We start from the raw sequence: 13,699 nt of genomic DNA on the forward strand, positions 1-13,699 counted from the left end.
TCCGACATCAGGCTTCCTGCGTCCTGACAGACGAATGCCCGGCAGAACCGGGCATTCGCACATGGACAGGTTGCCGATGACGGATCAGTCGAGAAACATCACCGCGTCGACCTCGAACGCGGCGCCCTTGGGCAGGCCGGACACTTCAATGGTCGAGCGTGCCGGGAACGGCGCCTGGAAATACTCCTGCATCACCGCATTGACCTTGGCGAACTCACCCAGATCGGTCAGATACAGGCCCAGCCGCACCATCTTGTCCAGCGACCCACCCGCTTCTTCGGCCACCGCCTTGAGGTTGTCGAACGCGCGACGGGCCTGCGCGGTCACATCGCCGGCGACGATCTCACCGGTCGCCGGGTCCAGCGGAATCTGGCCGGAAAAATACACGGTGTTGCCGGCACGCACGGCCTGCGAATAAGGGCCGATGGCGGCCGGGGCGTTGGCGGTATTGATGATCTGGCGGGACATGGACAGCTCCACTCTGATAGTAGGTGCCCCATTGTAGCGCCGGCCCTGTCGCCACCCGCACCCCATCGGAATGCGGCAACGAAAGTCTGGTCAAATTTTGACCAGCCCATGGAAACACCTGCCCCATAAGGCCCTGAAGACCTTATCCACAACTTGTCATCGCCGTGTTGCACACCCTCTGTGGAGAACTGCGCAACTACTGCCGACGCACCGCCTGCACCACCGACAGACGCCGCAGGCGCCGCATCACTTCGGCCAGGTGGGTGCGATCGCGCACCTGGATGTTGAAGCACAGCACCGCGGCATTGGGATCGCGATCCAGATAGTCCACGCGCTCGATGTTGGAATGACTCTGCGCGATCGCCGCGGCCAACTGGGCCAGCACGCCGGTGCCATTCTCCACTTCCACGACCAGCGCCGTGTCGTAGTCCCCGACCACACTGGTGTCCCAGCCGATCGGCACCCAGCGCTCGGGCGACTTGCGCAGTTCAGCCAGATTCGGGCAATCCATGCGGTGCACCACGATGCCCTTGCCGGCAGTGTGGTAACCCATGATGTCGTCGCCCGGAATCGGCTGGCAGCAATTGGCGAAGCTGACCACGCCGCGCTCACTGCCATTGATCAGGATCTTCTCCTGCGGCCGCTGCGCCGAATCACCGGCACGAAGCTCGCCATAGGCCATCAACGCCTGTGCCGCCTGGGTCGGCATCCAGTTGCCCAGCGCGACATCGGCCAGGAACGCCTCCAAGCGCGGGAACCGGTACTCGGCCAGGAACGCATCCAGGCGCCCCTTCGGCAGCCGCTCGATCGAACTGTCCATCGCCTCCAGCGCGCGGTCGAGCATGCGATGGCCCAGCTGCACCGCATCCTCGTGTTCCAGCTGTTTGAGCTGGTGGCGGATGGCGGTGCGGGCCTTGGAGCTGACCACGAATTCCAGCCACTGCGGCTTTGGCGTGGCCGACCGTGCGGTGATGATTTCCACGGTCTGGCCGCTGACCAGCCTGGTGCGCAGCGGCACCAGCTTCTTGTCCACCCGCGAGGCCACCGCCCGGTTGCCCACATCGGTGTGCACGGCATAGGCGAAATCCAGCGTGGTGGAGTTGCGCGGCAGCGACAGGATCTTGCCCTTGGGCGTGAACAGATAGACCTCGTCCGGGAACAGGTCGACCTTGACGTTGTCGAGGAACTCGAGCGAAGAGCCGGCCGCCCGCTGCGAATCGATCAGATCGACGATCCACGCGTGGGCACGGCTCTGCGCACTGTTGGGCGAATCACCACCGAACTTGTAGGTCCAGTGCGCAGCCACACCGCGCTCGGCGATCAGGTCCATTTCCTCGGTGCGGATCTGCACTTCGATCGGCGAACCGTATGGCCCGAACAGCACCGTGTGCAGCGACTGGTAGCCGTTGGCCTTGGGGATGGCGATGAAATCGCGGAAGCGGCCATCCAGCGGCTTGAATGTGGCATGCACGGCGCCCAGCGCGTGATAGCAGTTCGGCACGCTGCGCATGACCAGGCGGAAGCCGAACACGTCCATGACCTGGTCGAAGCTTTTGTTCTCGTCGCGCATCTTGTTGTAGATGCTCCACGGCGTCTTGATGCGGCTGATCAGGCGGTGTTCGAGCCCTTCGCGTGCCAGACGCTGCGACAGCTGCACCTCCACCTGCGCCATCGACTCGCGACGGACCACCGGCTGGCTGCGGATGTGCTTTTCGATGATCGCGTGACGCCACGGATACAGCGCGCGGAAGCCCAGATTCTGCAGCTCGGACTTGATCAGACTCATGCCCAGGCGCTGCGCGATCGGCGCGTAGATATCCAGTGTTTCCAGGGCGATGCGGCGGCGTGCCTCGCTGCTCTGCGCGCCCAGCGTGCGCATGTTGTGCAGGCGGTCGGCCAGCTTGATCATGATCACGCGCAGGTCGCGCGACATCGCCAGCAGCATCTTACGGAAGCTCTCCGCGGCCGCTTCCTGGCGGTCACGGAACTTGAGCTTGTCCAGCTTGGTGACCCCGTCGACCAATTCGGCCACGGTCTCGCCGAACTCGGCGGCCAGCTGCTGCCGGGTCAGCGGCGTGTCTTCGATCGTATCGTGCAGGATCGCGGCGATCAGCGCCTCCACGTCCAGTCCCAGCTCCGCGAGAATGCGCGCCACCGCGACCGGATGGGTGATGTAGGGCTCGCCTGATTTGCGCGTCTGGCCCGCGTGCGCGGCCGCGCCCACTTCCCATGCACGCCGCAGCAACGGCACTTGTCCAGCAGGAAGATAGCCGGCAGCACGTTCGAGTTGGAGTACGTAGTCAGGTACCGCCCCGCCCGCTGGCGTGGCGACCTGGGCAGTAGGGCCTGGGTTCATGTCAGAAGACTATGTCAGCAGCGTAATAACGGCAAACCCCACAACGCGAACAGCCCGCATAGAGCGGGCTGTCGGTGCCATCTCACGCGATGATCCGGGCAGCCGGATCAATCGTCGTTCTTGGACATGTCTTCGTCGGCAACCACTTCGGCGGCAGCCCATTCCAGCGCCTCACGCTCGATGCGCTCGCGCTCGGCCTTCTCGACTTCCTCGATCAGGTTGAGGTCGATCTTGCGGGCCGCGATTTCGCGCAATGCCAGCACGGTCGGCTTGTCCTCGGTCTCGCTGTTATCGATCGTCGCCTGGACACCATTTGCCAACTGGCGGGCGCGCTTGGACGCCATCATGACCAGCTCAAAACGGTTGTTAACGACTTCCAGGCAATCTTCTACGGTAATGCGGGCCATGCGGGCTCCCGGCGACCTGCAACGGCCGCTCGATCGAATGTGGGAAAGGGGGGCGATTGTAGGGGCGAGCCATGGCAAAAATCAAGCCAGCCCCTGAACAGACCCTTGTGAATCAATCGCTTGCTGTTTTTACGGGGTCGATTCCGGGGCCAGCAACGAGTCTATCAGTCCGGCGTGGCGCCGCTGCTGGGCCGCCAGTCGCAGGCGGCTGGCGGCGAAGATGGAGCACATTTCACCCACGGCGATGTCAAAGTCCTCATTGACGATCACATAGTCGAATTCGTCGTAGTGCAGCATTTCCTCGCGGGCGGCGGCCAGCCGCTGGGCGATCACCGCCTCGCTGTCCTGGCCGCGCTTGCGCATGCGCTCGTCCAGCGCCTGGCGCGACGGCGGCAGGATGAACACACTGACCGCACCGGGCACCTTCTCGCGCACCTGGCGCGCACCCTGCCAGTCGATTTCCAGCAGCACGTCCTGGCCGGCGGCCAGCTGCGGCTCCACCGATTGGCGGGCGGTACCCTTCCAGTCGCCGTGCACCAGGGCGTGCTCGAAGAAATCGCCGTCACCGATCATCCGCTCGAACTCGGCCGCGCTGACGAAATGGTAGTGCTTGCCGTTCTCCTCGCCCGGACGCATGGCCCGCGAGGTGAAGGAGATCGAGAGTGAAATCTGCGGATCGCGCGCCAGGGTGGCGTTGACGATGCTGCTTTTGCCTGCGCCGGAAGGGGCGGCAACGATGTAGAGAGTTCCGCGCATGGAACTGGGGCGCCACTTGCAAGGCAGCGCAGAATATCACGCACCGGCCGGCAACCCGAATCCACCGGCCACCAGATCGGTGGTGGCCGGTTCACAGCAACGCCAGGGACGCGGTTATTCGATGTTCTGGACCTGCTCGCGGATCTGGTCGATCAGCACCTTCAGCTCCACCGCGGCATTGGAAGTGCGGCTGTCCACCGACTTGGACCCGGTGGTGTTGGCTTCGCGATTGAATTCCTGCAGCAGGAAGTCCAGGCGACGCCCCACCGGCTCGCGCTGCTTGAGCACCCGGCGGATCTCGGCGATGTGGCTGGACAGACGATCCAGCTCCTCGTCCACGTCAAGCTTCTGCAGCCACAGCACCAGTTCCTGTTCGGCGCGCCCCGGATCCATCGGATGGGGAAGATCGGCCAGTCGTGCGGCCAGCTTGGCGCGCTGCCCTTCGCGGATGGCTGGAATCAGCTCACGCACTTCCGCGGCGATACGCTCGACCCCGTCCACACGCTCGCTGATGGCTTCGGCCAGCTTCTGGCCCTCGCGCTCACGCGCCTGCACGAAGCTGTCGATGGTTTGATCCAGCAGCGCCAGCGCTTCGGCCTGCAGGGCGGCCGCGTCGGTGGATTCGGCGCGCAGCACCCCCGGGTATTGCAGCAATTCGGTGAAACCCACCTGCATGGAGGGAAAACTTGCCTGCAGACGTGCCGCCAGATCGCCCAGCTGTTCCACCAGCACTTCATTGACCGCCAGCGAGGTGGTCGCCTCGGGCGCACGCAGGCGCATCACCAGATCCAGCTTGCCGCGACTGACCCGTGCGGACACGCGCTCCCGCAGCTGTGGCTCCAGCGAACGCAGGTCTTCCGGCAGCCGCACCCCTACTTCGAGAAAGCGGTGATTGACCGAGCGCAGTTCGCAGCCCAAGGTGCCCCAGGGCGTCACGCGCTCACCACCGGCGTAGGCGGTCATGCTCCGAATCATGTGTTTTCCGATGAATTTCAAAGGGCGAATGGTACCCTAGCAAGCCCCGGACGCCGGTGTATTGACCGCCCGGACGCCCCATCGAAGCCTTCGCAATCCGGACTTTTCATGACCTTTTCCCGTCCCAGCGGCCGCCAGGCCGATCAGCTGCGCACCGTTACCCTTGAACGCGCCTTCACCTGCCACGCCGAAGGCTCGGTTCTGGTGAGCTTTGGCAATACCCGCGTGCTGTGCACGGCCAGTGTCGAGAACCGCGTTCCCGGCTTCCTGCGCGGCAAGGGCGAAGGCTGGGTGACAGCTGAATACGGCATGCTGCCGCGCGCCACCCATACCCGTTCCGACCGCGAAGCCGCGCGTGGCAAGCAGGGCGGCCGCACCCTGGAAATCCAGCGCCTGATCGGCCGCACGCTGCGCGCCTGCATCGACCGCAATGCGCTGGGCGAGCGCACCATCACCCTGGATTGCGACGTGCTGCAGGCCGACGGCGGCACCCGCACCGCCGCCATCACCGGCGCCTACGTGGCACTGGTCGACGCGGTGAACGTGCTGCTCAAGCGCGGCGACATCAAGCGCAATCCGGTCTTCGGCGCCGTCGCCGCGGTGTCGGTCGGCGTCTACAAAGGCGTACCGGTGCTGGATCTGGACTACGTCGAGGACAGCGACTGCGACACCGACATGAACGTGGTGATGAACGACGGCGGCGGCTTCATCGAGCTGCAGGGCACCGCTGAAGGCCACGCCTTCCGTCGTGACGAGCTGGACGCGCTGCTGGTGCTGGCTGAAAAGGGTATCCGCGAGCTGTTCGACGCGCAGCAGGCGGCACTGGCGCAGGCATGAGCCGGTATCTGGCCCTGGTGACGGTGGTCGTCGCCGATTACGACGAGGCCATCGCCTGGTACACCGGCGCGCTGGGCTTCCGCCTGCTGGAGGACCTGGATCAGGGCCACAAGCGCTGGGTCGTGGTCGGCCCGGCCAATGGCAACGCCGCATCGCTGTTGCTGGCGCGCGCCAGTGACCAAGCGCAGCGCGCGCATATCGGCAACCAGACCGGCGGCCGTGTCGGCTTCTTCCTGTACACCGACGACTTCTGGCGCGACTACGAGGCCATGCAGGCCTTCGGTGTGGAATTCACCGAAGCGCCCCGCAACGAGAGCTATGCCACCGTCGTGGTGTTCCGCGACCTGTATGGCAACACCTGGGATCTGCTGGAGCCCAAATGATGAAACTGGTACTGGCCAGCGGCAACGCCGGCAAACTGGAAGAGCTGCAGACCCTGCTGGGCGGGTTGCCGCTGCAGATCGTGCCGCAGCGCGAGCTGGGCGTGGGCGATGTGCCGGAAACCGGCCTGACCTTCGTCGAGAACGCGCTGATCAAGGCGCGCCACGCCTGCGAAGTCACCGGCCTGCCGGCGCTGGCCGATGACTCCGGCCTGATCGTCGATGCACTGGACGGTGCGCCCGGCCTGTACAGCGCGCGCTACGCCGGCAGCCCCACCGACGATGCCGCCAACAACGCCAAGCTGCTCGAAGCGCTGCGCGATGTGCCCGCCCAGCGCCGCACTGCGCGTTTCTACGCGGTGATCGTGCTGCTGCGCCACGCCAATGATCCGCAGCCGCTGATCTGCGAAGGCAGCTGGGAAGGCCGCATCATCGATGAACTGCGCGGCAGCAACGGCTTCGGCTACAACCCGGTATTCCTGGATGAAGAACTTGGCCTGACCGCCGCGCAGATGGAGCCGGCGCAGAAGAATGGCCGCAGCCATCGCGCCAAGGCGCTGCAGTTGCTGGTACAGCAGCTGTCCACCCAGCTGGCGCGCTGAGGTCGGCATGCATATGGACCTCCACACCCATGACGACGCCTGCGGCTGTGATGCCCCGGGCCCGGTGCAACTGGTACCACCGCCGTTGTCGCTGTATGTGCACCTGCCATGGTGCGTGCGCAAATGCCCGTACTGCGATTTCAACTCGCACGCGGGCAAGGGTGCGCTGCCGTTCGATGCGTATATCGATGCGCTCATCCGCGATCTGGACCAGGATCTGCCACTGGCCTGGGGCCGGGTGGTGAACAGCGTGTTCTTCGGCGGCGGCACTCCCAGCCTGTTCCCGCCCGAGGCGATCGACCGCTTCCTGCAGGCAGCCAGCGCGCGCCTGCGCTTTGCGCCGAATCTGGAAGTGACGCTGGAGACCAACCCGGGCACCGCCGAACACGGCCGCTTCGACCGCTACCGGGCGGCGGGCGTGAACCGCATCAGCTTCGGCATCCAGACCTTCAACGATGAAGCATTGCAGCGCCTGGGCCGTATCCACGACAGCCGCGAGGCCGAACGCGCGGTCAAGCTGGCGCAGGACGCCGGCTACAACAACTTCAATATCGATCTGATGTACGCGCTGCCGCAGCAGACGCTTGCCCAGGCAGAGCATGATCTTGAGCGGGCCTTCGCACTCGATCCCACGCATATCTCGCACTACCAGCTGACGCTGGAGCCGAACACGGTGTTCTTCGCCAAGCCGCCGCAGGGCATTCCCGACGAGGACAGCGCCTGGGACATCCAGGAGCATTGCCAGGCCCTGCTCGCCGAGCACGGCTATGGCCAGTACGAGGTCAGCGCCTATGCCCGCGAGGGCTGGCAATGCCAGCACAACCTCAACTACTGGCGCTTCGGCGACTACCTGGGGATCGGTGCCGGCGCCCACGGCAAGATCAGCTCCGGCGCCGAGCAGCAGGTGCTGCGCCGCTGGAAGCACAAGCACCCGCAGACCTTCATGGACACCGCAGGCACGCCCGCCGCCATCGGCGGCGATGACGTGGTCGGCGCAGAACGCCTGCCGTTCGAGTACATGCTCAATCTGCTGCGCCTGCACGAAGGCTTCCCGCTGGCCGATTTCGAGGCCCGCACCGGACTGGAGCGCAGCGTGCTGCGACCGGCACTGGATACCGCACAGGCGCGCGGCTGGCTGATCTGTGACGGTGCCAGAGCCACGCCCACCGAGCTGGGCCGGCGCTTCACCAATGACGTGGTGGAGCTGTTCCTGCGCTGAGCGCACGCGACGGAAGTGGCTACTCCGTCACCAAAATGGTAGAAAACGTCCCATACAAGGGGCGCGGAACGTACATCGGATGTCAGGGAACGCATCAACCACCGCCAGCCATGCGCCGGCTCGAATCGCTGGCGCCGCGCTGCCACCCCGTGTGCGGATGTTGCTGGAGCAGATCCACGCGCTGGCCGTGGAAGTGCTGGAGCAGCCACTGAAGCTGACCATGCTCGGACTGGACCGCGAGCTGTTCCAGCATGCGGAAAAAGCCCGCAGCAGCCAGCTCCAATCGGACATCTACGCGCAGATGCGCCAGCTGCGCGAGTGCAGCGACCAGTTCCCGGCACGCTTTTTCGACGCGCTGGAGCAGCAACTGGTCCAGTTCAAGGATGCCCGCCATACCGCGGCCGCGCGGACAAGGGACGCCTCGCTCAAGACCATGACGCTGGTCGAAGACACCGACATCGACCGCGACATCGTGCTGCATGAAATGGCACGGCGCGAAAGCAACCGCTCGCCCAGTCCGTTGCAACTGCTGGGACAGCGTTTTGGCGTGCTCGCCGCGCAACCGGCCATCGAGATCGAACGGCTGCCGATCGGCCCCTATGCGCTGTGCCGCGCGTTGCGCGACTGCGGCGAGCAGCTGCAGCTGAGCCTGGAAACGCAGCTGTTGCTGTATCAGGTGTTCGAGCGCCAGGCGATGGAACGCCACAGCGAGTTGATCGACCGCGCCAACATCCTGCTGGCCCGCGAAGGCGTGCTGCCCGGGCTGGTCTACCGCCCCTACCTGGTGCGCCCTTCCGCCCCGCGCGGCGGCGGCCAGAACGGGCCTTCGACCGCCAACACCAACGCCGCAAATGGCGAGCGCACGGCGGCCAACCGGCCCCTGACCGGCTGGCAGGGACAGGCGCCCGCGGCGTCATGGGCGGTTCTGCCTGATGACGGCGCCACGGCTGGATTCCCTGCCGCCGTTGCCGGTGCAGGATCAGCAGCCCCCTCCGCCCCCTCCCTCTCGGCAGGCGCGGGCAGCACTGGCACTGTCCCCGGCGCCATGCCCGCCGGCAGCGAAAGCGGTATCTCCGCCCCCGGCATGTCCGCCCTGCACAGCCTGCTGGACGCCGCCCGCCATCCCCAGCCACGTGGCAACGTGGCAGCCAGTGCCGCCACAGCCACCACCGACGACCCGCACACCACTGCAGCGCCGCCGGCAGGCGACGCCCCCCGACCGGTTCCCAGCCAGGCCGTGATGGAGGTGCTCGGCCGCCTGCAGGCGCAGGCCGCCTCGCCGGGTACGCGGCGCAGCATTGGCGACATCCGCAATGCGCTGCTCGGTCAAATCAAGGCCGATCACGGACCTGGGGCCTCACTCGCCCCACAGGATGCCGACACCCTCGACCTGCTGGGGATGCTGTACACGCAGATCCAGCGCGAAGTCCGCACCGAAGGCGCGGCCGCGGACCTGCTGACCCAGCTGCAGGTACCGGTGGCGCGGGCGGCGATCCACGACGAGGCGTTCTTCGTCCGTGACCAGCACCCGGCGCGCGAGCTGCTCAACGCGGTGGCCGAATCCGGCGCGACCTGGCTCGGCGACGACGACGGCGACCCGGTGCTACTGCAGAAGCTCGGCGAAGCGGTCAACAAGGTCGTCACCGACTACGACGGCAACGAAGCGGTCTTCACCGAGGCCAACCAGCAGATCCAGAACCACCTGCGAACGGCCGCCCGCAAGGCTGAAGTCACCGAGCGCCGGCATGTGGAAGCGGCACGCGGCAAGGAGCGGCTGGAGGCTGCCAAGCAGCTGGCCACGCGTACCATCGACCAGCAATGTCGCAACGGCGCGGCGCCCAAATTCGTGCAGACCCTGCTGCGCCAGGCCTGGGCCGACGTATTGACCCTGACCCTGCTGCGCCAGGGCGACAACTCCGAGGAATGGCAACAGCGCCAGGTCGCCACCGCCCGCATCAGCGAAGTCACCGCCAGTCCCGCTGGCGGCGAGCCGGACGTGGGGCTGGGCAACCAGATCGAAGAATCACTGCTGCAGGTCGGCTACCACCGCGACGAGGCCGGCGCGATCGCCCGGCGCCTGTCCACCCCGGGCGGGGAAGACGACACCACCTCCAAGACCGAGCTCAGCGCCAAACTCAAAGCCCGCGCCCGTCTGGGTGAGGGCAGCGAGCGCGACGAAGAGGAAGAGCTGCGCCGCAAGCCGGTAGCCAACCGCAGCCCGGAAGAGGAAACGCATTACCGGCAGTTGCGCACGATGCCGTTCGGCACGTGGTTCGAATTCACCGTCAACCAGCAGGGCGATTCGCAGCGCCAGCGCCTGTCCTGGTACAGCCTGATCACCGACAACGCACTGTTCGTCAACCAGCGCGGGCAGAAGGTGGCCGAGCATTCGCTCGACGCCCTCGCCCGGCTGATGGCCAAGGGCCAGGTGCAGGTGGTCACCGAAGACCGCGGCCGCCTGATCGACCGCGCCTGGCAGGCAACCCTGCGCACGTTGCGCTCACTTGCCGGCGGCAGTTCCGCTGCGGAGTCCGCATGATCACCAACACCCGGCGGGCGCCGCGCCTGCAGATTCCAGCACTGATCCCGGTCCGGGACCGGATGATCGACAGCGTGATCGGCCGCCTGAGCAACGTGTCCGAAACCGGCATGCTGGTCATCGCCTCCGAACCCCTGCAGGAAGATGCCCTGTACCAGCTGCAGTTCCCCATTCCCGACGGCCGGGGCGGCGAGATCGACATCGACGTCGGCGTGCATCTGCTGTGGCGTACCCCGGCCCACACCCCGGACCACTGCTGGGCCGGCTTCCGTTTCCTGACCCTGGACAGGCCACATCGCGAACAGCTAGCGCGGTGGATCGAGGGCAATCTTCCTGCGGACTGACTGCCGAAAACGGCACAGCAGCTCGCGCGTGATTGCGGCAGAATCGTAGGCCTGTATTCCGCACCGTCGAGCGAGCCACCGCGATGAAACAGCAAGATCCAGGCGTCCTGTATTCCCACCATCTGGGCGAGCTCTCCCGCCGCGCCGATGCGGCGCTGGCACGCGGCGGTTTCGATCACCTGGTCATTCCCAGCGGTACCCTGCACTACCAGGCCTTCGACGACCGCGATTACCCGTACGCGGTCAACCCGCAGTTCAAGGCCTGGCTGCCGCTGACCCGGCTACCCAACAGCTGGCTGATCCACACCCCCGGAAAACGCCCGACGCTGGTGTTCTATCAGCCGTTCGACTATTGGCACGCGGTCCCGGCCGCACCCAGTGGCTGGTGGGTGGAGCATTTCGATATTCACATCATCCGCAAGCCGGACCAGGCGCTGGCCTTGCTGCCCGGGGACCCGGCGCGCTGCGCGATTGTCGGTGAGCCGCAGAGCGCGCTGGGCAACTTCGTACCGAACAATCCGGAAGCGGTGATCAACCATCTGGACTGGCACCGCGGCTACAAGACCCCCTATGAAATCGCACTGATGCGCCAGGCGCAGGTGCTGGGCGTGCGTGGCCATCGTGCCGCCGAGGCCGCGTTCCGGGCCGGCGCCAGCGAGTTCGAGATCCACATGGCCTACTGCCAAGCGGTCGGCCAGGACGCCAACGACCTGCCCTACGGCAACATCATCGCGCTCAACGAACATGCCGCGGTGCTGCACTACACCGACCTGGGCCGCAGCGCACCGCAGCCGCTGCGCAGCTTCCTGATCGACGCCGGCGCTTCGGCCTGCGGCTATGCCAGTGATATCACCCGTACCTACGCGGCCGCCGGCCACGGTGAATTCCAGGCGCTGGTCGATGCGGTGGACGCGGCGCAGATCAAGATGTGCGAAGCGGTCCGCGCCGGCTTCGACTACAAGCAGCTGCATATCGATGCCCACCTGTCGCTGATGGGCATCCTCAAGGACTTCGGTGTCATCACCGTATCGCCGGAGGCTGCGCTGGCCACCGGGGTGAGCGCGGCATTCTTCCCGCACGGCATCGGCCACCTGATCGGTGCGCAGGTGCACGATGTGGCCGGCTTCGCCGCCGGCGAGCATGGCGGCCGGATCGAACGCCCGGCAGGACATCCCTACCTGCGTCTGACCCGCGTGCTGGAACCGGGCATGGTGGTGACCATCGAGCCGGGCCTGTACTTCATCGACATGCTGCTGGACGAAGTGAAGAAAGCCGGCAACGCCGCCAGCATCAACTGGGAGCGCGTGGATTTCTTCCGCCCCTACGGCGGCGTCCGTATCGAAGACGAAGTGCTGTGTACCGAAGGCCAGGCCGACAACCTCACCCGTCCGGCATTTGCCGCCGCAGCCACGGACTGACCGGCCCGGGCCATGCAACAGAAAAGGGCGCCGATCGGCGCCCTTTTCCATTTTCCGGCACTCGGACTCAGCGCGCCGCCATGAACGCCTCGATATCCTCGGCACTGCGCTCCAGCGCGCCGGTGAGCACACGATGGCCTTCACCGGTGATCAGCACATCGTCCTCGATGCGGATACCGATTCCGCGCCAGCGCGCCTCCACGCTGCGATCGTCGCTGGCAATGTAGAGCCCGGGCTCGATGGTGAACACCATGCCCGGCTCCAGCAGGCGCGACTCGCCAGCCACCCGGTAATCGCCCACGTCGTGCACATCCAGCCCCAGCCAGTGCCCGGTCTTGTGCCGGTAGAAGCGCTGGTAGTGGCGTTCGATGAGGTTCTCTTCCAGATCCCCTTTCAGCAGCCCCAGCCGCAGCAGGCCCTCGGTCAATACCTCAACCGCGGCCAGGTGCCCCTCCTCGTAGGCGATACCCGGCTGCGCCTGCTCCAGCGCGGCGGTCTGCGCCGCCAGTACCAGATCATGCAGCGCGCGCTGCTCGGGGCTGAAGCGGCCATTGACCGGGAAAGTGCGGGTGATGTCGCTGGCATAGCCGTGGTATTCGGCGCCGGCATCGATCAGCACCAGGTCGCCGTCACGACTGCCGCTGCTGTTGTCACGGTAATGCAGCACACAGGCGTTGCCGCCGGCGCCGACGATGCTGCTGTAGGCCGGACAGGCGCCATGCGCGCGGAACTCGCGCTCCAGCTCGGCCTGCAGCTCGTACTCGTGGATACCCGCGCGCGCCGCCCGCATGGCCGCGCGATGGCCACGCACGCTGATGTCCGCCGCCATCTGCATCAACGCGATTTCATCGGCCGACTTGTACAGCCGCTGCTCGTGCAGCAGGTGACCCAGCTCCAGGAACTCGTGCGGCGGCTGCGCACCGTGCCGGACCTGCGAGCGCACCCGGTTGACCCAGCCGATCAGCTTCAGATCGAAGTCCGCATCACGGCCGAAGTGGTAGTACACCCGCGAACGGCCCTCCAGCAGGCCAGGCAGGATCTCATCCAGGTCATCGATCGGATACGCGTCATCCATGCCGTAGCGCGCCACTGCGCCCTCCTGGCCCTCGCGCGGACCATCCCAGGCCTCGCGGTCCGGGTCGCGCTCGCGGCAGAACAGGATCGTCTCGCCGTGGCGCCTGCCCGGAATCAGCACCAGCACCGACTCCGGCTCCTGGAAACCGCACAGGTACCAGAAATCCGAATCCTGACGGTACGGATGGAACGTGTCGTGGCTGCGCACCCGTTCCGGTGCGGCCGGCAATACCAGAATGGCGTCATCGCCGGCCGCCTCCATCAACTGGCGACGGCGGCTGGCGTACTCGGCGGGGGTGATCCCGGAAAGTCGCTTCATGCCGC

13 protein-coding genes are annotated in these 13,699 nt (G+C 66.1%); 7 read left to right on the forward strand and 6 right to left on the reverse strand.

Features of this window, described 5'->3' with window-relative positions; translation table 11 throughout:
• Positions 1-84: 84 nt before the first annotated feature.
• From ACVOMC_RS14160 to ACVOMC_RS14180, 5 genes are all read right to left on the reverse strand, one after another.
• Positions 85-468, reverse strand: a complete 384-nt coding sequence (locus ACVOMC_RS14160; RefSeq protein WP_054657055.1) for a RidA family protein — start codon at positions 466-468, stop codon at positions 85-87.
• Positions 469-664: 196 nt separating this feature from the next.
• Positions 665-2,824, reverse strand: a complete 2,160-nt coding sequence (locus ACVOMC_RS14165) for a RelA/SpoT family protein (RefSeq protein WP_054657053.1) — start codon at positions 2,822-2,824, stop codon at positions 665-667.
• Positions 2,825-2,931: 107 nt separating this feature from the next.
• Positions 2,932-3,231 carry a DNA-directed RNA polymerase subunit omega gene (gene rpoZ / locus ACVOMC_RS14170; protein WP_054657051.1) on the reverse strand — a complete coding sequence of 100 codons (300 nt, stop codon included), beginning with the start codon at positions 3,229-3,231 and terminating at the stop codon, positions 2,932-2,934.
• Between the two features lie 129 nt (positions 3,232-3,360).
• Positions 3,361-3,987, reverse strand: a complete 627-nt coding sequence (gmk, locus tag ACVOMC_RS14175; protein WP_054657049.1) for a guanylate kinase — start codon at positions 3,985-3,987, stop codon at positions 3,361-3,363.
• A gap of 114 nt (positions 3,988-4,101) precedes the next feature.
• Positions 4,102-4,962: a YicC/YloC family endoribonuclease gene (locus tag ACVOMC_RS14180; RefSeq protein ID WP_054657047.1), complete on the reverse strand. Its 861-nt coding sequence runs from the start codon at positions 4,960-4,962 to the stop codon at positions 4,102-4,104.
• A 108-nt stretch (positions 4,963-5,070) separates the two neighbouring features.
• Here ACVOMC_RS14180 and rph point away from each other — a divergent pair, with 108 nt between their 5' ends.
• From rph to pepQ, 7 genes are all read left to right on the forward strand, one after another.
• A complete protein-coding gene (gene rph, locus ACVOMC_RS14185; RefSeq protein WP_057505615.1) occupies positions 5,071-5,799 on the forward strand; it encodes a ribonuclease PH in 729 nt (242 codons plus the stop codon).
• Entirely contained in the window at positions 5,796-6,182 is a 387-nt protein-coding gene (locus tag ACVOMC_RS14190) for a VOC family protein (RefSeq protein WP_054657045.1), read from the forward strand. Before rph ends, ACVOMC_RS14190 begins: the two co-directional genes overlap by 4 nt.
• The gene (gene rdgB, locus ACVOMC_RS14195; protein ID WP_481524458.1) at positions 6,179-6,781 is read left to right on the forward strand and encodes an RdgB/HAM1 family non-canonical purine NTP pyrophosphatase; all 603 of its coding nucleotides are present in this window, start codon (positions 6,179-6,181) and stop codon (positions 6,779-6,781) included. The genes ACVOMC_RS14190 and rdgB overlap by 4 nt, the downstream gene beginning before the upstream one ends.
• A 13-nt stretch (positions 6,782-6,794) precedes the next feature.
• Complete coding sequence (gene hemW / locus ACVOMC_RS14200) at positions 6,795-8,000, forward strand: radical SAM family heme chaperone HemW (RefSeq protein ID WP_481524490.1); 1,206 nt, start codon at positions 6,795-6,797, stop codon at positions 7,998-8,000.
• A gap of 79 nt (positions 8,001-8,079) precedes the next feature.
• Positions 8,080-10,539 carry a DUF1631 domain-containing protein gene (locus tag ACVOMC_RS14205; protein WP_481524459.1) on the forward strand — a complete coding sequence of 820 codons (2,460 nt, stop codon included), beginning with the start codon at positions 8,080-8,082 and terminating at the stop codon, positions 10,537-10,539.
• Positions 10,536-10,883: a PilZ domain-containing protein gene (locus ACVOMC_RS14210; RefSeq protein WP_481524460.1), complete on the forward strand. Its 348-nt coding sequence runs from the start codon at positions 10,536-10,538 to the stop codon at positions 10,881-10,883. The genes ACVOMC_RS14205 and ACVOMC_RS14210 overlap by 4 nt, the downstream gene beginning before the upstream one ends.
• Before the next feature lie 83 nt (positions 10,884-10,966).
• Positions 10,967-12,301 carry a Xaa-Pro dipeptidase gene (gene pepQ / locus ACVOMC_RS14215; protein WP_481524461.1) on the forward strand — a complete coding sequence of 445 codons (1,335 nt, stop codon included), beginning with the start codon at positions 10,967-10,969 and terminating at the stop codon, positions 12,299-12,301.
• 67 nt (positions 12,302-12,368) lie between these two features.
• On the opposite strand, the gene ACVOMC_RS14220 is transcribed toward pepQ, so the two are convergent.
• The gene (locus ACVOMC_RS14220; protein ID WP_481524462.1) at positions 12,369-13,694 is read right to left on the reverse strand and encodes an aminopeptidase P N-terminal domain-containing protein; all 1,326 of its coding nucleotides are present in this window, start codon (positions 13,692-13,694) and stop codon (positions 12,369-12,371) included.
• Between the last annotated feature and the right edge of the window lie 5 nt (positions 13,695-13,699).

Source organism: Stenotrophomonas sp. STEN014 (assembly GCF_056760315.1).